General features: G+C 61.4%; 16 protein-coding genes. 6 read left to right on the forward strand and 10 right to left on the reverse strand.

Going from position 1 to position 16,690, the window contains the following annotated elements:
- The first annotated feature begins 778 nt into the window (after positions 1–778).
- Positions 779–1,471, forward strand: a complete 693-nt coding sequence (locus tag BQ8482_RS01010; RefSeq protein ID WP_165848380.1) for a N5-glutamine methyltransferase family protein — start codon at positions 779–781, stop codon at positions 1,469–1,471.
- A gap of 176 nt (positions 1,472–1,647) precedes the next feature.
- Here BQ8482_RS01010 and BQ8482_RS01015 read toward each other — a convergent pair whose 3' ends face one another.
- The 3 genes from BQ8482_RS01015 to BQ8482_RS01025 all read right to left on the reverse strand — a co-directional run bounded on the left by BQ8482_RS01015 (position 1,648) and on the right by BQ8482_RS01025 (position 3,544).
- Positions 1,648–1,986, reverse strand: coding sequence for an acyl carrier protein (locus BQ8482_RS01015; RefSeq protein WP_244602585.1), 339 nt, complete (start codon positions 1,984–1,986; stop codon positions 1,648–1,650).
- Between the two features lie 181 nt (positions 1,987–2,167).
- Positions 2,168–2,443, reverse strand: a complete 276-nt coding sequence (locus BQ8482_RS01020) for a hypothetical protein (protein ID WP_165848381.1) — start codon at positions 2,441–2,443, stop codon at positions 2,168–2,170.
- A gap of 243 nt (positions 2,444–2,686) precedes the next feature.
- Positions 2,687–3,544 carry a beta-keto acid cleavage family enzyme gene (locus tag BQ8482_RS01025; RefSeq protein WP_123145876.1) on the reverse strand — a complete coding sequence of 286 codons (858 nt, stop codon included), beginning with the start codon at positions 3,542–3,544 and terminating at the stop codon, positions 2,687–2,689.
- Between the two features lie 94 nt (positions 3,545–3,638).
- Between BQ8482_RS01025 and BQ8482_RS01030 the strand changes: the two genes are divergently transcribed.
- On the forward strand, positions 3,639–4,961 hold the full coding sequence (locus BQ8482_RS01030; protein WP_123145877.1) for an aspartate aminotransferase family protein: 1,323 nt from the start codon (positions 3,639–3,641) through the stop codon (positions 4,959–4,961).
- 12 nt (positions 4,962–4,973) lie between these two features.
- Here BQ8482_RS01030 and BQ8482_RS01035 read toward each other — a convergent pair whose 3' ends face one another.
- Complete coding sequence (locus BQ8482_RS01035; protein ID WP_165848382.1) at positions 4,974–5,846, reverse strand: MurR/RpiR family transcriptional regulator; 873 nt, start codon at positions 5,844–5,846, stop codon at positions 4,974–4,976.
- 117 nt (positions 5,847–5,963) lie between these two features.
- Here BQ8482_RS01035 and BQ8482_RS01040 point away from each other — a divergent pair, with 117 nt between their 5' ends.
- Together BQ8482_RS01040 and BQ8482_RS01045 are read left to right on the forward strand one after the other, a co-directional pair.
- Complete coding sequence (locus BQ8482_RS01040) at positions 5,964–6,947, forward strand: TAXI family TRAP transporter solute-binding subunit (RefSeq protein WP_123145954.1); 984 nt, start codon at positions 5,964–5,966, stop codon at positions 6,945–6,947.
- A gap of 69 nt (positions 6,948–7,016) precedes the next feature.
- Positions 7,017–9,620, forward strand: coding sequence for a TRAP transporter permease (locus tag BQ8482_RS01045; protein ID WP_123145879.1), 2,604 nt, complete (start codon positions 7,017–7,019; stop codon positions 9,618–9,620).
- Between the two features lie 46 nt (positions 9,621–9,666).
- On the opposite strand, the gene BQ8482_RS01050 is transcribed toward BQ8482_RS01045, so the two are convergent.
- The 6 genes from BQ8482_RS01050 to BQ8482_RS01075 all read right to left on the reverse strand — a co-directional run bounded on the left by BQ8482_RS01050 (position 9,667) and on the right by BQ8482_RS01075 (position 15,421).
- The gene (locus BQ8482_RS01050) at positions 9,667–10,716 is read right to left on the reverse strand and encodes an L-idonate 5-dehydrogenase (RefSeq protein WP_123145880.1); all 1,050 of its coding nucleotides are present in this window, start codon (positions 10,714–10,716) and stop codon (positions 9,667–9,669) included.
- Complete coding sequence (locus BQ8482_RS01055; protein ID WP_123145881.1) at positions 10,713–12,119, reverse strand: TRAP transporter large permease; 1,407 nt, start codon at positions 12,117–12,119, stop codon at positions 10,713–10,715. The genes BQ8482_RS01050 and BQ8482_RS01055 overlap by 4 nt, the downstream gene beginning before the upstream one ends.
- A gap of 3 nt (positions 12,120–12,122) precedes the next feature.
- Positions 12,123–12,695 carry a TRAP transporter small permease gene (locus BQ8482_RS01060; protein ID WP_023798555.1) on the reverse strand — a complete coding sequence of 191 codons (573 nt, stop codon included), beginning with the start codon at positions 12,693–12,695 and terminating at the stop codon, positions 12,123–12,125.
- Positions 12,696–12,774: 79 nt separating this feature from the next.
- A complete protein-coding gene (locus BQ8482_RS01065) occupies positions 12,775–13,749 on the reverse strand; it encodes a sialic acid TRAP transporter substrate-binding protein SiaP (protein WP_123145882.1) in 975 nt (324 codons plus the stop codon).
- A gap of 119 nt (positions 13,750–13,868) precedes the next feature.
- Positions 13,869–14,588: a FadR/GntR family transcriptional regulator gene (locus BQ8482_RS01070; protein WP_123145883.1), complete on the reverse strand. Its 720-nt coding sequence runs from the start codon at positions 14,586–14,588 to the stop codon at positions 13,869–13,871.
- Positions 14,589–14,860: 272 nt separating this feature from the next.
- On the reverse strand, positions 14,861–15,421 hold the full coding sequence (locus tag BQ8482_RS01075; RefSeq protein WP_123145884.1) for a hypothetical protein: 561 nt from the start codon (positions 15,419–15,421) through the stop codon (positions 14,861–14,863).
- Positions 15,422–15,477: 56 nt separating this feature from the next.
- Here BQ8482_RS01075 and BQ8482_RS39970 point away from each other — a divergent pair, with 56 nt between their 5' ends.
- Both BQ8482_RS39970 and BQ8482_RS01080 read left to right on the forward strand, forming a co-directional pair.
- Positions 15,478–15,606 carry a hypothetical protein gene (locus BQ8482_RS39970; protein WP_280178792.1) on the forward strand — a complete coding sequence of 43 codons (129 nt, stop codon included), beginning with the start codon at positions 15,478–15,480 and terminating at the stop codon, positions 15,604–15,606.
- 274 nt (positions 15,607–15,880) lie between these two features.
- Complete coding sequence (locus tag BQ8482_RS01080; RefSeq protein WP_123145885.1) at positions 15,881–16,318, forward strand: YqaA family protein; 438 nt, start codon at positions 15,881–15,883, stop codon at positions 16,316–16,318.
- Positions 16,319–16,690 lie beyond the last annotated feature (372 nt).

Here is a 16,690-nt window from a genome sequence, read left to right on the forward strand (position 1 = left end):
AACCTAGACGGATGGAACGGTCATAGGCCTTAAAGTCGTGGCCAATCACTCGTCGATTCATCCAGTCAACGCCGCGGTGCCCCAACACCGCATGCGTCAGATTGTTAATATAATCCTAAATAACAGGTAAGGCTCCTCTTTTTTTTGAACCCTGTGAACGAGAGCCGCTGACGTCGTCGCATGTGTCAAACGGCTTGCAAAACTGACCCCGATCGGCGTCCAATTTTGACCCCCTTATGGCGATGGCCAGATGCGACTTCCCGATTCCGGTGTGCCGCCGATCAGCCCGCGCATCGAGCCGAACACAACGGAACGTAGATCGAGCGAGCGCCCTTGCGTTGGCTTCATGGTCTGCGATCTTTCGTGCGAAATTGCGGCGCGAACTTGTTGGTCCTGTCGATGATCGCTAACCCTCTCGCCTTTGCGGGAAGCGGCTGCTTTCCGTTAGCTACCGAAACATCACGATTTGCTTACGTATATGTGCCTTTTGATTAAAATGTAGCAAAATCGTGACGCAGGACCGAGAATTCCGGGATTGGCTTTGCAAGGCTGGGATAGCGAGGCGGGAAAAGCTGATATCGCCAATCATGAGGCAATATTCCCAGTCATGCGACAGATGAGAGGCTTGTGATCACTCCTTCCGTTGCATCATGTCTTCAAGCCTATGGCGACGAGTGTTTTTCGATTGCCCATCGAGAATTTTAATGAATTTGAGATACACTTAATTGGTACGCAATTGTCGGACACCGGGACCGGCAAGTCAGGAAGGGGGTCTGTCGTGAGCGAAGAGATCAGTGTCGCCGAAGCCTACAGCAAAGGCCGCACCATCTTCATGGGGCTGGAGTTGCTCATCGCGCCCGGTGCGCTCGTTCCCCGGCCGGAGACGGAGTTGCTCGGCACGACCGCACTTGATGTTCTGAGTCAAATGAACCTGCCGGCGCCGCGCGTTATCGACATGTGCTGCGGGGCCGGCAATCTGGCCTGCGCCATCGCGCATTACGCCCCCACCGCGCTTGTCTGGGCGAGCGATCTCACCGATGGATGCGTCGAAGTCGCGCGCCGCAACGTCGCCCATCACGTCTTGGCGGATCGCGTGTCGGTGCTTCAGGGCGACTTGTTCAGTGCTTTCTCGGGCTTGAAGCTAGATGGCACGATGGACGTGATCATCTGCAACCCGCCTTACATTTCCGAAAAACGGCTCGAGGGCGACCGCGCGCATCTGACCGAACTCGAGCCGCGGGAAGCGTTTGCGGCCGGTCCCTACGGCCTGAGCATCCATATGCGGGTGATCAAGGACGCGCCACGTTACTTGCGGCGCGGAGGCATCCTGCTCTTTGAGGTAGGCCTGGGCCAGGACCGGCAGGTCATCAGTCTGCTGGAGCGTTCCAAGGCGTACGAAACTATCCGCGCGGTCACGAACGAAGCCGGCGAGGGCAGGGTGGTTATGGGACATACCACGCCGCAAGCGTGAGCATGCCGAGACTGCGGAAGGCTCTGTTGCGCTGTCGGCGGCGTAGAACAACGCTAATGCATGTCGCGCAAAAGTGTGCAGCGGATTTGCGATAACGACATGCATAAAACAACAACCTAAAGCGCGTCGCGTGAGGCCCGGTCAAACGCGACCCGCTTTAGGCAAGATGTCGGCAATCAGTTTTGCTTGCGGAGAATATATTGCGCAATTCCTTGGATGGAATCGAGGTTCTCCGGCAGGAGTTCGCTGTCTTCGACGGTGATGCCGAAGGTCTCCTCGATGAAGCCGATAACCTCGAGTACCCCTGCCGAGTCGACGATGCCTTGGTCGAGAAGGGACGTGTGGCTATCCAGAGCATCCGCGTCGGCTATATAGAAATTCGACGCCAGGAAAGCGCGGATCTGGTCCCTGCAGGTTTCGCCTCTATCCTTGGTGGACAACATTGAATTCTCCTGAGCGCGGCGGATCTGCTCGACCGCACCATCGCCGCCAGCCGAAATCTTTTCATCGATCATTCTGATGAAGCCGCGATCTTCGCCAAACGGCCGCGCTTGCTTCCCGTTGGCTGTCACATCGCGGCGCAGCCGATCGCGCCTGGCGTACCGCCAGCGCCGCCGCTATTGGCTTAATTCGTCGCGTTCGCGGTTCTGGGCGATATCACGCAGCGAGGGGGCAAAAAGATCAGTGGTTTTACGCTTACCCGGCCCTCTGATCAGCTTTTTGGCCCTTTTTTTGTTTATTCGGTGCTTTTGTAGGCCCGCTGGTGTCTGAGTCTTCGGCGGAGACAAAGCAGTATGCAAAGATATGTCCCCGGTTCTCGTCGGTTACGCGAATCCAATCCTTTTGCCACGTTCGGAGAGTTACACGTCGATCTGTCGACATGGCGGCGGCTCTGAAGGGGCTCGGCGCGTTGATGATACGCGCCGCGATCACATCATCGCCCTCCATTTGTTCGACGAGGTATGTCTGCATAGATGCCTCCCCAGGTCCGCTACAACTTTAACGTCGGTCAAAGCGTCCGGTTGCAGCGTAGCAAAGAGATTTTTGACAAATGTGACGAACCGACGAGGCCGCTGCTCGGCCGTTCCGAGAACGACGGAGATGGCCCAAGCTCTCATCCTGACGGAAGGCCGCTTACGGATCGCTTACATCTCGGGATCTTGCCGCCGCGCTACATGAGAAAAGGAAACCTGCGTCAAGGTGTACGGTCGAGGGTTAGCGGTGGATCGACCAAGCGGCGCGCAGGTCGTTGGCCTGGGCGGTCCTGCGGCCGCAAGCAGTCAGGGCGCCTTTGGTCGCCGTTACGAGCGCGGCATTGTCCTTGGCGGTTGTGCCGTCGGCCAGAGTAAAATTGTTCTCGAACCCGACGCGGGCATGGCCGCCCAGCAGCGCACCGGCCGTAACGCAAGCGGTTTCTTCCTGACCGAAGGCGCAGACCATCCAGTGCGCGAAGCGCGGGCGGTCATGCGCAAGGAAGGGAAGCAGGTCGGCCGGTCGCGAAACCTGTCCCGGCGTGTAGCGGCCGAGCACATAGAGCACCGGGATGTCGTCGAAGGGCACCAGCCCGCGCTGCTGCATGGCGGCTAGGGCCGAAGCCTCTTCGGGCGCGTAGAGAATCATCTGAGGGGCGATCCGCTCGCTCTTCAGCCACCACAGGAACTCCGCGAAAGCGGTCTCGTGGGCAGCGTCCGGCACCAGTTCGCGCAGCGCCAGCGAAACCGCCTCAGGGCGGGTAGCGCGAACAATCGCCATCTGCTCGGCCGGCTGGTATCGGCCGACCGCTTCGCTGGTGATCTGGATGATCAGCCGCTCGCCTACCGCGTCGCGTATCGCTTTCGTCGTCTCGCGATAAGCGTGCGCGTCGAGCAAATGGCCGCCGTCGCGATCACGGACATGCGTATGGATCATAGCGGCACCGGCCTCGAGGCAGGCGGCGGCGGTCCGGGCCAGTTCCTGGGGGCCGATCGGCAGGGCAAGGTGGTCTTGCTTGCCACGCCGCCCACCATTCGGCGCAACGGCGATCGCCGTCGGTGCGATAAGTCCGGGGCCGGTCACGTCCCTGTCGACGGTCATAGGTGCAGTCCAATCGTTTCAGTATTGCGCACTATGTAACATATGTTGCATGATAGGTTCGCTGTAAATCGCGCCATCGTCAATCGAGGGAAGCATGACACACATCCTGCATCGTCAGATCCATGCGACCCTGCCCGTCGCGGCCGGCGGCAAGGGTATCGAACTCTTCGACCGCGATGGCCGCGCCTATATCGACGCGTCAGGCGGCGCGGCGGTTTCCTGCCTCGGTCACGGCCATCCCGACGTGACGGCCGCGCTCCACGCGCAGGCCGACAAGCTCGCCTATGCCCACACCAGCTTCTTCACCAACGAGCCGGCCGAGACATTGGCCGACAAGCTCGTCGCTGGCGCGCCGCAAGGTATTAGCCACGCCTATTTCGTGTCCGGCGGCTCCGAAGCGGTGGAGGCGGCGCTCAAGATGGCACGGCAGTTTTTCGTCGAAACTGGCAAGCCCGAGCGGCGAAACGTCATCGCCCGCCGACAGAGCTATCACGGCAACACGCTCGGCGCTCTTGCTGCCGGGGGTAATGAGTGGCGCCGCGCCCAATTCCGCCCGTTGCTGATCGACACGCATCATATCGACCCATGCTATGCCTACCGCTTCCAGGAAGCCGGTGAGAGCGAGGAGGCCTACGGCCTGCGCGCCGCCCAGGCGCTCGAGGATAAAATTCTCGAACTCGGTCCGGACACCGTCATGGCCTTCGTCGCGGAACCTGTCGTCGGCGCGACAGCAGGAGCAGTGCCTGCCGTTCCTGGCTATTTCGGGCGCATCCGGGAAATCTGTGACCGCTACGGTGTGCTCCTCATCCTCGACGAGGTGATGTGCGGCATGGGCCGCACCGGCACGCTGCACGCTTGCGAGCAGGACAGCGTCGCGCCCGACCTGATGACAATCGCCAAAGGCCTCGGCGGAGGCTACCAGCCTATTGGTGCGGTGCTGCTTTCACGCCGCATCTTCGACGCGTTCGCCAAAGGCTCCGGCTTTTTCCAGCACGGCCACACCTACATATGCCATCCGATGGCCTGCGCAGCAGCTCTTGCTGTCCAGGAGGTGATCGCTCGCGACGATCTGCTCGCCAATGTTCGGGCGATGGGCGCACACCTTTCGCGACAACTGGGCGAACGGTTCGGCAACCATCCCCATATCGGCGACATTCGCGGGCGTGGCCTTTTCATGGGTGTAGAGCTGGTCGAGGATCGCTCGACCAAAGCGCCCTTCGACCCGAAGCTGAAACTCAATACGAAGATCAAGCGCGAGGCGATGGCTCGTGGCCTACTCGTCTATCCCGCGGGTGGCACGATCGACGGAATACGTGGCGATCATGTGCTGCTTGCGCCGCCCTTCATCATAGACGCAACAGCAATCGACGCGGTTGTCGACCGGCTCGGCGACGCAATAGACGCCGCGCTGGCATAGCGCCAGTGCTCCTCATTCAGGCAGATAGGCCCCGAACGCCTGTAGCTCCAATTCCGTCTCCCTGACACGAGCCGCGGCTGCCGGCCCGCTGCGCGCAAGCATCGTTGCAGCCAGCGCTTCCACGATAGCCATAGCTGCGGCTACTGACGGGAAGAAAGACGGGCTGTCGGTAGAGAATCGCAATGTAACGTCAGCATGCCGCGCGATCGGAGCAGCCACGCTGTCGACAATCGCGACAATCGGAACGCTGTGTCGTTGCGCAGCCTCCATCACCGGCCCGAGTTCACGCGAATAGGGCGAAAAGCCGATCGCGACGACCGCTTCCCTCTTTCCGAGCGCTGCTAGTTCCGCCTCGATCGCACCGCCGTCGCCGCCGAGCAGCGTGACGTCGCGCCGAAACATCCGGCAGAGATAGACGAGCGCGTGGGCGGGCGCGCGGCAGCTTCGGAACCCGGCGACGCGTATGCGCTGTGCCTTCTCCAGTATTGCGCAAGCCTTTGCTATTTCTTCGCTGGCGTTGGCCGCTTCGGCCGCCGCCAGATTGGCAACCGTCGTCCTCAGCGATTCCGCGAAAATCGCCTCCGACCCGCGCTTGACAAGCGCATCGGCCCTTGCCGCGAAAGGCGCCTTGCCGGAGCGCAGCCGGTCCTCGAACGGCTTGCGCAGCGCCGCCCAATCACCGAAGCCCAGTCGCCGCGCCAATCGCACGAAGGTCGTCGGTGTCACCTCTGATCGCGCGGCCAGAACCCGCATGGAAACCAGTGCCACCTCGTCGGGATGATCGACCAGGAATCGCGCCGCCTTGCGCAGCTCTGAGCTCAATTCGGGGAGTTCGGTCAATATGCGCGCCAGAAGCGCGTCGAAACCCATCTCCCGCGTATTCATTGTAACAACCATTTCCCTTGATTGATAAAGCGCAACAATCGTAGCATGCATCGACGTGCCTTGACACTAAAACACCGGATGGCCGCGACGGCACGCAAAGTACCAAGGGAGAACCAGATGAAACATGCCCGGACTGCACGCCATGGAGCGCAGATCGCCGCCTTGTCGGCCGCGCTGCTGCTTTCGGCCAGCGCAATGGCGCAGCAGAATTTCGTTACCATCGGGACCGGTGGCGTCACCGGCGTCTATTATGCCGCCGGCGGTGCTATCTGCCGCCTGCTCAACAAGGATCGTAAGACACACGGCATCCGCTGCTCGGTCGAATCGACCGGCGGATCGGCGTTCAACGTGAACACGATCAAGGAAGGCGAACTCGACTTCGGCATGGCGCAGTCCGACGTCCAGTACAACGCATACAAGGGGCTGGAATCATTCAAGGATGGTGGCGCTCATACCGACCTGCGCGCGGTTTTCTCGATCCATCCGGAGCCGTTCACGGTCCTGGCGCATCCGAATGCCGGCGTGACGAAATTCGAGGACTTCAAGGGCAAACGTTTCAACGTCGGCAATCCCGGTTCCGGGACACGCGCTTCCATGGAACGTCTGCTCGGTGCGATGGGCTGGACGTTGGCCGACTTTTCGCTCGCATCGGAGTTGAAGGCTGACGAGCACGGCCCGGCGCTCTGCGACGGCAAGATCGACGGGTTCTTCTACGGCGTCGGCCATCCCTCGGCGAACATCCAGGATCCGACGACCACCTGCGCCGCCAAGCTGGTGCCGTTGACTGGAGAAGTCGTGGACAAGCTCGTCGCCGAGAATCCTTACTACGCCAAGGCGATCATCCCAGGCGGCCTTTACGCAAACAATCCCGACGATACCGGGACTTTCGGCGTGCTCGCCACGTTGGTGACTTCGGCCAAGGTTCCCGATGAGAGCGTCTATCAATTGACCAGGGCGGTGTTCGAGAATTTCGACGAGTTCAAGTCGCTGCATCCGGCCTTCGCTAAGCTCGACCCGGCCAAGATGGTGTCGGAAGGGAATTCCGCGCCGCTGCATCCGGGCGCTGAAAAATACTTCAAGGAGAAGGGCTGGCTGAAGTAGGCTCCGTGACCTGACGGCAGTCCGGCGGGTCCAGCGGACCCGCCGGGGGCATCCGCAACAGGAGGCGTCATGAGCGAAGTGAAGGGACAACCGGCCGGCGTCGATCTCGAAGAGCTCGAACAGCTTGTCGCGGAGGCCGATACGGGTGGCCGGCATCCGAGCGGAACAGTCGCTCGAATCCTGCTCTGGGTTGCAGTTGCCTGGTCGCTTTTCCAGCTCTGGTACGCTTCGCCTTTGCCGTTCGTCTTCGGCTTCGGCATCCTCAATGACACGGAAGCGCGCGCCATCCATCTCGGCTTCGCGCTGTTTTTGACGTTCCTCGCCTATCCGGCGCTGAGATCCTCTCCCCGCGATCGTGTGCCGCTACTCGACTGGGTGCTGGCCGTGGTCGGCGGGTTTGCCGGCGCCTACCTCTTTCTCTTTTACGTCCAGCTTTCCGGACGGCCGGGCCAGCCGACCACGCTCGATCTCATTACCGGCACCGTTGGCATCCTGTTGCTTCTCGAGGCGACGCGCCGCGCGCTCGGCCTTCCGATGGTGGTCGTGGCATGTGTCTTCATCTTCTACACCTTTGCCGGCCAGTACATGCCGGACGTGATTCAGCATCGCGGCGCATCGCTCAACAAGTTTCTCAACCATCAATGGCTGACCACCGAAGGCGTCTTCGGGATTGCACTTGGTGTGTCGACGAGCTTCGTCTTTCTCTTCGTCCTGTTCGGCACACTTCTGGAAAAGGCAGGCGCCGGCAACTGGATGATGCAGATCTCCATCGCGCTGCTCGGCCATCTGCGCGGCGGCCCTGCGAAAGTCGCCGTGGTCTCATCGGCTCTCAACGGCGTCGTGTCCGGCTCGTCCGTCTCCAACGTGGTTTCGGGCGGCATCTTCACCATCCCGCTGATGAAGCGCACCGGCCTTTCCGGCGTCAAGGCGGGTGCCATTGAGGCTTCAGCCTCGATCAACGGCCAGATCATGCCGCCGGTCATGGGTGCGGCCGCCTTCCTGATGGTCGAATATGTCGGCATTCCCTATTCGGAGATCGTCAAGCACGCGCTGCTGCCGGCGGTCTTTTCCTATATCGCGCTGCTCTACATGGTTCATCTCGAAGCGATAAAGATGGGCCTGAAGACAATCCCGCAGCGTCCGACGCCGGCAAGAGAACGGATGCTGCGGATGGGGCTGGGACTGTCGGGCAGCGTTCTCGCCGTCTGTATCGTTTATTACGGCATCGTTGCTATCCAGGCTGTCTTCGGCGGGACGGCGCCCCCGGTGCTAGCGATCGCCGGCGTAGCTCTCTACGTCGCCTCGGTCTGGTATTCCTCCCGCTACCCCGATCTGGCACTCGATGACCCGAACGCGCCAATCCTGGAACTGCCGCGCGCCTGGGACGTCACGCGGACCGGGCTCGATTTCCTCATCCCGATCGCGGTGCTTCTGTGGTGCCTGATGGTCGAGCAGATGTCGCCCGGCCTCTCGGCGTTCTGGGCGACCCTTTCAATCCTCGGTATTGTCGCCACCCGCAAGCCGCTGATGGCGGTCTTCCGCAAGGAAAACCTCGCCGCCTCAGTACTGGCTGCCTGGGACGACCTGATCGACGGGCTGGCGCTCGGCGCCCGCAACATGATCGGCATCGGTATCGCCACGGCCACTGCCGGCATCGTCGTCGGCACGATCACGTTGACCGGTCTCGGCCTGATGATGACGGAACTCGTCGAGTTCATCTCCGGCGGCAACGTCATCCTGATGCTGATCCTCATCGCCGCGATCAGCCTTGTGCTCGGCATGGGTATTCCGACCACCGCAAACTACATCCTCGTGGCCACGCTGATGGCGCCGGTCGTGGTCGATCTCGGCGCGCAGGCCGGATTGCCAATCCCGCTGATCGCGGTCCACCTGTTCGTCTTCTACTTCGGCATCATGGCCGACATCACCCCGCCCGTCGGGCTGGCGGCCTTTGCGGCGGCGGCGATCTCCAAGGAAGATCCGATCGCCACCGGCTTCCAGGGCGCGCTCTATTCGCTGCGCACGGCGATCCTGCCGTTCGTCTTCATCTTCAATCCGGCGATCCTGCTGATCGGAGTCGACACCTGGCCCCAGACAATCTGGGTGGCTACCGTGTCGTTGATTGCAATATTGCTGTTTTCGGCCGCGACCATGAACTGGTTCGTGATCAAAAGCCGTCTGTGGGAAAGTGCGGCGCTGCTGCTCATCTGCTTCACGCTGTTTCGGCCGGACTGGTGGCTCAATCAGGTGTCGCCGCCTTACGAAGAATTGCCGGCGAGCGAGTTCCTGTCGTCGGTCGCGCAGACGCCGGCCGATGGCCGCATCAATTTCGTCGTCGAGGGCGTCGACCTCATGGGCGAGGATGTACGCAAGACGGTCAACGTGCCGCTCGGCGAGCCGGGCGAGCCGCTGGAGCGGCTGCGCGGCATCGGTCTTACCATCACGCAAGCGGGCGACGCGCTGATGATTAGCAATGTCGATTTCGGATCCTACGCCAAACGCATTGGGCTGGATGTCGGATATGACGTCGTGGCCGTGCTCAGAAAGGCCGACCAGCCCTCGAGCCTCATTCCGATCGGCCTGGCGCTTGCTGCGGCCACCGGCGTCGCCGGGCTGCAGTTCGCGCGGGCGCGCAGGCAGGCGGACAGGAAGGAAACCGGGCCGGCGCGCTGAGTCTGGAGCGGTTGATAACAGATGGTGGCAGGCGCCGGGCAAACCCTCAGTCAGCGGTCAGCACGACCTTGACGCTCTGCGAGCGGTCGGCGGCCAGGACAAACGCATCGCGGGCCGAGGCGAGGGGGCGTTCGGCGGTCACCAGCTTCAGGACGTCTATATCCCCGCCGACGATGAGATCGACCGCCTGGTTGAATTCCGCGCCGAAGCGGAACGTGCCTTTCAGGTCGATTTCCTTGGCCATCACCGCATTGGCCGCCACCGGGATCTGACCGCCCGGAAGATTGCCGACCTGAACGACCGTGCCGCCGCGCCGGACGCTGGCGATTGCCGCCGCGAGACCTGCTGCGGTGCCTGAAATCTCGAACGCGACATCGATCGCGCTGTCGGCTGCGAGCGCCTGGAGTTCGTCGTCGCCGCCGAACAGGTCGATCGTCCTGTTTGCTCCAAGTTTGCTGGCGAAAGCGAGCGGCGCCTTGGCTATGTCGGCGACGGTGAGCTCGCCACATCCCTTGAGCCTGGCGGCGAGCATCGTCAGGAGCCCGATGGGGCCGGCGCCGAACAGGATGACGTTGCGGCCGGTAATGTCGCCGGCCCGCGCCACTGCGTGCAGGCTGACGGCGAGCGGTTCGGCAAGTGCCGCGGCCTGGTAGGCGACATCATGCGGAACCTTGACGCATTGCGCGGGCGTGGCGTCGAACACGCTGGCAAAACCGCCTTGCATGTGCGGCGTTTTCGACGCCGAGCCCATGAAATAGATGTTCTCGCAGAGATTGGCGCGGCCCTCAGCGCATCGCGCGCAGTGTCCGCACCAGCGCGATGGGTTGACCGTTACGCGATCACCGACGGCAAGTCCTGGCGCGTCCGCGTTGATTTCGACAATCTCTCCGGCGACCTCGTGGCCGAGCACGAGCGGCGACGTGACGACAAAATCGCCGGTCCGCGCATGGCGGAAATAGTGCAGGTCGGAACCGCAGATGCCGCCTGCGCCGAAACGCACGCGCACCATTCCCGCCGCAAGGGGGCCGAGCGGATGCTCGACGACGCGCAGATCCTCGGGGCCGAACAGCGTCGCGGCGACTGCGCTATTGATCATCGGATCAGCCCCATTTGCGTCGGCAGCCACAGCGTGATGGCGGGGACGAAGGTGATCAGGATCAGCGCTACGATCAACGGGACGAGCCAGGGCAGAATTGCCATGGTCGTACGCTCGACCGACAGCTTGGCGACCCGCGAGAGGACGAACAGCACCATGCCGAGCGGCGGATGGAGGAGACCAATCATCAGATTAAGCGTCATGATCAGACCGAAATGCACCGGATCGATGCCGTAGAGGACCACGATCGGCAGGAGGATCGGCACTAGGATCGTGATCGCGGCGATCGTGTCGAGGAAACAGCCGACTACCAGCATCAGCATGTTCACCAGGATCAGGAACACCCATTTGTTTTCGGTCAGCGATGTGATGAAGACCGAGAACAGCTGTGCTGCCTGGCTGACCGTGAGCAACCAGGCGAAGATCGACGCTGCTGTAACGATGAAGAGGACCGACGCGGTCGTCTCGATGGTGTCGAAACTGGCTTTGGCCAGGGCTGCGAATGTCATCGTGCGATAGCGCACGAGCCCCAGAAACAATGACCAGATAACAGCGGCCATGGCCGCTTCGGTCGGCGTGAACCAGCCCATGGTCATGCCGCCGATCAGGATGATCGGTGTCATCAGAGCCATGACGGCGGAGAAGTCGAAATACCAGTCGCAGGCGATCAGGATGAGGAGCGCGATGCCAACGGCAATATTGAGCGACAGTCCCATCTCGACAAGGGCATAAACGGCCAGCGGAAAGCAGCACACGACGGCGACCTCGATCGAGGCGGCGGCGAGCCGGTTCAATTTGAACGGCGTGTCCGAACCCCAACCCCGGCGATGGGCGAAGATCGCGACCGTCACCATCATCAGCGCCGTCATGACAACGCCGGGCAGGATGCCGGCCATGAACAGCGCGCCGATCGAGACGTTGGCCATCATGCCGTAGATGACGAAGGGCAGCGACGGCGGGAAGATCGGGCCAAGCGTCGAAGAGGCCGCGGTGACGCCGACGGCCGCCTCCACGGGATAACCATGGTCGCGCATGGCCTTGATCTCGATGGTGCCGATGCCGGCGGCGTCGGCAAGGGCTGCGCCCGACATGCCGGCGAAGACCACCGATCCGACGATGTTCACCTGCGCGAGGCCGCCCTTCATCCAGCCGACAAGCGCCAGCGCGAAGGAATAGATTCGCCCGGTGACACCGGCGATGTTCATGAGGTTGCCGGCAAAGATGAAGAACGGCACGGCAAGCAGCGGAAAGCTCTCGACACCAGCGATCATGCGCTGCGCGGCGATGATGTCGGGCGCCACGCCATAGAAGACGAGATAGAGCAGCGACGACACCGCCATCGACACAGCGACAGGCACTCCGACCAGCATCAGGACGAGAAAGGCTCCGATCAGAAGCAGCATGGCCTATTCCCCCAATCCGTCGAACGCGGCGGGGCGCTCCAGCGCCGAGTAGCCACGGCGGATGTTGCCGATGAATACCTGGATGGCGCGCAGCATCATCAGCACGAAACCGGCGAAGACGGCGTAGAAGACGACGTTGCGCGGCAGGTTGATGGTGACCATCCGCTCGCGGTGGACGATCCCGACATAGCGCCAGAGGAGCCAGGACATGTAGGCGAAGAAGCAAATGGTAATCACATTGACCGCGAGCGCCAGGTAGCGCCCCGCCCCAGCGGGGAGATAGTGATAGAGCACGTCGACGTGGATGTGGCGCGTGGTGCGCGTGCACATGACCGAGCCCAGGAAGACCACGACGACGAGGCAGTTGATCGCAATCTCCTCGGTCCAGGCAAAACTGTTGTTCATGACGTAGCGCGTGAAAAACTGCAGAAACACGCAGAACGACATGCCCCAGAACACGGCGAGCGTGACCCAGTCTTCCACCGCGTATCGTGACAGATCGATGGGCGGCGCCTCTTCCTCGAAGGCATGCGCCAGTTCTTCTGCTGTAACCTGGGTGTGGACCTCTTGGGTCATCGGCAAGCTCCGGGCACTGTTGGACAGCGGGCTCGACAGACCCGACGCGCTTGTCGCGCCGGGCCCGGATTAATGCGGGTTACTTGACGGCGCGGATCGCCTCCCAGTCTTCCTTGCGATAGCCGAACTCCTCGAACGTCACCTTCTCCATCACGTTCTTCTCGAAATCGGCGCGATCGACTTCGGTGACGGTGAGACCGCGCTCCTTGAAGGTTTCAACCAGGGCTTTCTCGCGATCGACAATGATCTTCGTCGCTCGCGCGGCAGCCTCCTGCATCACCTCGGTGAAGATCGCCTTGTCCTGGTCCGACAATTGCGACCAGCGCGATTGCGACACGACCGTGTTGAGATGATCGACGATGTGCCCGGTCAGGATAATGTGCTTTTGCACTTCGTAGAACTTTTTGGCGTCGATCGTCGTCAGCGGGTTTTCCTGCGCTTCCACAGTGCCCTGCTGCAGGGCGAGATAGACCTCGGCGAAGGCGATCGGTGCGGTGTTGGCGCCGCAGGCGCGCGGCATGGCGAGATAGGCCGGCACATCAGGCACGCGGATCTTCAGGCCCTGCATATCGGCGCATTTCTCGATCGGCCGGTTGGAAGTCGTGTGACGCGTGCCGTAGTAGGTGGTCGCCGTGATGTGATGGCCGGACGCTTCTTCGTAGCCGCCGGTCAACTCCTTGTATTTGTCGCTCTTGGTGTAAGCGAGCAGGTGATCCGCGTCGCGGAAAGTGAACGGGAAGTAGGTCACGCCGATCGGCGGGAATTCGCGGGCGGCGAAGCTCGATCCGGAGATGATGATGTCGACCGTGCCGAGGGTCAACCCCTGGTTGATGTCGGCTTCCTTGCCGAGTTGCGAAGCCGGGAAGACGTCGATCGTATAGCGGCCGTTGGTGCGCTTCTTGATCTCTTCCGCCGCCCACACGGTCTCCGTGTGGAAGGGTTCGGAGGTTTCGTAGACGTGGGCCCATTTCAGCGCGGTTTGTGCAGAGGCCGAAGCCATCGGCAGAGCGATTGCGGCGATCGTGCCGAGCAGAACGGCGTATTTCCTCAACATCGTATTCCTCCCTGTGAATGGATTTTGACTGTACCGACAGGATCCTCCGGCCGGCTGCTAGACCTTTTAGTTTGAGCATCGGTTCTTCCCAAACCGATTCCCGCTTTTGGTCCGATGCTCTATTCCGCGACCTCCCTGGCTGCGGATTTCTCACCGAAATTGCGTGAGAATCTCAATTGCGACTGACGCAGATGTTCCTGCATGGCGGCTTTGGCCCGTTCAGGGTCGCGCGCCGCGATCGCGTCGCGCACCGCGCGATGCTCCTCCGCGGCGACCCGCCAGGAATCCCTGTTCTCGAAATAGCTCGACAGGCGTTCGAAATATGGATTCATGCGCTGGTCGAATAGCTCGCCGATGCAGCGCACCAGGACGGCGTTTCCGAGAATGCCCGCCACCATCGTATGGAACTCGCGGTCGAGTGCGATCGTCATCTTGGTCGGGTGAGGTATGTCCTCCATGCGGCGCAGCACGTCGTCCATATGTTCGATGTCGATCGGCCGAACCTGGAGGGCGGCTTCGGCGGCGATCGCGCCTTCGATGAACTCGCGCGCCCGCAACAGTTCGAACGGGCCTTCATCCATTTCTGCCGTCAAAATTTCGGCCCGCGGCGGTTCGGTTACATAGATGCCCGAGCCGACGCGAATGCGTATGCGCCCCTCGACCTCGAGCGCGATCAGCGCTTCACGGACGGTCGGGCGGGAGATGCCAAGCTGATCGGCCAGTTCGCGCTCGGTCGGCAGGCGATCGCCGACTGCGAACTCGCCCGCGTCGATCAGCTGCCTGAGCTGATCGGCGATCTGTCGGTAAAGTCGACGCGGTTCAACGGCCTGGATCGGCATTGTTACCCACTTCAACGGAATCATCTGGCTGATCCCGGATCGGTAAATTGGTCTGACCTATTGATCGAAACTGCCGCGAAAAAGGCTGAGAGTCAAGCAGCAGAGAACGCCCACGGAACCCATTCTCCGTGAACTGGCGTCTTTTTTCGGCGCAGGAGGTCATCGATCGGCCCGGCTTCCGTCGGCTTTAGCAAGAGGGATAGATCCAGCACCACGGACATCAATTCTTCAGCTCGCACTTCTCGATAGAGGAAGTGCCTGTCGCTTTGGGGTCATCGTCCTATTCTCAAGACCACCTTTCGCCCATCGGAAAGGATTCCCGTTCCTGTGCCAGCTGGAGGTTGTCTGCTGGTCAGCGAGAACACGAATCGGGTTGAGAGTTGCCCGCAAACCATCGTTCCTTCTCCACGCGAAAAGGTAAGGTTGATGGTAGTTGTCCCTCGGCATTCGACCCCGGTATTGGTCTGCCCGCGAATAGTTCCGCGCCGTGTGATGCTGTTGACGGCAGCCGTCCCGGAAAAGGAGAGCGTCCCATCAATAGTCTGACCGGAGACTGGTGCCGTGATGATGAGCGGGTTTTGCGCCTGCGCGTAGCCGGCAGCGTAGCCGACACCCCAGGCAATCAACATTGTCGCTAAGATCCGCCGGAAAGTACGGTGCATTTGGGCGGTTCCTGTTGAGACCGCTGCAGTGCAGACTGCGAGACGGTCATCCTCGGCCTTGCCTGCCAGTCGGTCGTGTCCCACCGCGTGGTGTAGGTCGGCGGTAGCGAAGCCGCTCGCGAGCGCGCCCTCAACAGCGCTGTAGCGAGCGAGCGGCGTAGCGGCGGTCATCGATGTTCTTCTGTAGGGTTGGGTTGCTGACACAACCTGATTCGAAGGAACCACCGATGACCAGCGACATGATGAACCTGCGCACGCTCGTAGAGAAGACCCCCGACGCCGATATCCTGCGCGAGATGATCGGCTTTGCCGCCGAGCGGCTGATGGAGCTGGGAGCGGCCCTGCTTATGACTTGATCTTCATACCGCATATCCGTGCCCCTTAATGTTCAGAGGCCATTGGCGGAGAGCTCTTGACCTTCCCAGCGACCGGCAGTCCGTTATCCTGTGGTTTTGGGGCGATGGGGAAGGCGATGTCGCGTCTAGCAGCCGCGTCGGCCCGGAAAATGTTTATCCATCCCGGATATCGGGCATCATGCGAACTACAACAATGTTGAGGGAAAGGCGGTGGCGGACTCATGGTCGTGATCGACGTGCAACCCTGACGCCCGCTCCGCAAGGCGAAACGTAGATGGATATCTTTGCCATCTACGGCGGCCTGTTTGTTGTCGCCTTCGCCGCCGCCACCATTCTTCCGTCGCAGTCGGAGGCCGCCCTTGCTGGGCTCCTCGCCACCGGTTCCTTCTCACCAGCAATGCTGGTTGTTGTCGCCAGCATTGGGAACATCCTTGGTTCGGCGGTGAACTGGGGTCTTGGTCGAGGGATCGAACGCTTTGGGGACAAGCCCTGGTTTCCGCTGCGTCCCGCGAGGCTAAACCGCGCCGCGAACTGGTATCGCCGTTATGGAAGGTGGTCGCTCCTGTTAAGCTGGATGCCGATCGTCGGCGACCCACTGACCGTGGTCGCCGGGGTTTTGCGCGAGCCGCTATGGAGCTTTGTCGTAATCGTCGCCGTCGCGAAAGTTTCGCGTTATCTGGTTGTCGCCGGAGCGGTGCTGGGCCTGATGTAAAATCGAAACGGCAGCCATCGCAGCAGCATCTGCGTTCACCTTTCGTTGCACTGCAACAAAGCGTCCGCATGAAGAATGCTCCTCTTCGAACACGGCAGCCGGATCACGATTCGCCGGCCCGTGAACATGGCCACGGTGGCGTCTGGAAATTTGGCAGCGCAAAGACCAGTTGGCCCCAGTACATTATTGGGACACAGACATACGGGAGCGATGAAAATCTATGACGCTCGGCGCCGTGGCTGGACTCCCGCTCAGGGTGGGAAGTTGCCGTTCCAGTCTCGATGGCTAAGAGCGACAGAAGCGAATGTTCGCTAGCACATTCGCCATTTGGGGACTACCGTCGTGCTGAGGCCGTATGGGTCGTGCCGGGGT

Origin of the sequence: Mesorhizobium delmotii (assembly GCF_900149755.1) — a bacterium.
GTDB lineage: Bacteria > Pseudomonadota > Alphaproteobacteria > Rhizobiales > Rhizobiaceae > Mesorhizobium > Mesorhizobium delmotii.

Coding starts and splice junctions, on each gene's coding strand:
- BQ8482_RS01015 (WP_244602585.1), bottom strand. CDS start 1,986: ATGATCGATGAAAAGATTTCGGCTGGCGGCGATGGTGCGGTCGAGCAG.
- BQ8482_RS01020 (WP_165848381.1), bottom strand. CDS start 2,443: ATGCAGACATACCTCGTCGAACAAATGGAGGGCGATGATGTGATCGCG.
- BQ8482_RS01025 (WP_123145876.1), bottom strand. CDS start 3,544: ATGACCGTCGACAGGGACGTGACCGGCCCCGGACTTATCGCACCGACG.
- BQ8482_RS01030 (WP_123145877.1), top strand. CDS start 3,639: ATGACACACATCCTGCATCGTCAGATCCATGCGACCCTGCCCGTCGCG.
- BQ8482_RS01035 (WP_165848382.1), bottom strand. CDS start 5,846: ATGAATACGCGGGAGATGGGTTTCGACGCGCTTCTGGCGCGCATATTG.
- BQ8482_RS01040 (WP_123145954.1), top strand. CDS start 5,964: ATGAAACATGCCCGGACTGCACGCCATGGAGCGCAGATCGCCGCCTTG.
- BQ8482_RS01045 (WP_123145879.1), top strand. CDS start 7,017: ATGAGCGAAGTGAAGGGACAACCGGCCGGCGTCGATCTCGAAGAGCTC.
- BQ8482_RS01050 (WP_123145880.1), bottom strand. CDS start 10,716: ATGATCAATAGCGCAGTCGCCGCGACGCTGTTCGGCCCCGAGGATCTG.
- BQ8482_RS01055 (WP_123145881.1), bottom strand. CDS start 12,119: ATGCTGCTTCTGATCGGAGCCTTTCTCGTCCTGATGCTGGTCGGAGTG.
- BQ8482_RS01060 (WP_023798555.1), bottom strand. CDS start 12,695: ATGACCCAAGAGGTCCACACCCAGGTTACAGCAGAAGAACTGGCGCAT.
- BQ8482_RS01065 (WP_123145882.1), bottom strand. CDS start 13,749: ATGTTGAGGAAATACGCCGTTCTGCTCGGCACGATCGCCGCAATCGCT.
- BQ8482_RS01070 (WP_123145883.1), bottom strand. CDS start 14,588: ATGCCGATCCAGGCCGTTGAACCGCGTCGACTTTACCGACAGATCGCC.
- BQ8482_RS01075 (WP_123145884.1), bottom strand. CDS start 15,421: ATGACCGCCGCTACGCCGCTCGCTCGCTACAGCGCTGTTGAGGGCGCG.
- BQ8482_RS39970 (WP_280178792.1), top strand. CDS start 15,478: ATGACCAGCGACATGATGAACCTGCGCACGCTCGTAGAGAAGACCCCC.
- BQ8482_RS01080 (WP_123145885.1), top strand. CDS start 15,881: ATGGATATCTTTGCCATCTACGGCGGCCTGTTTGTTGTCGCCTTCGCC.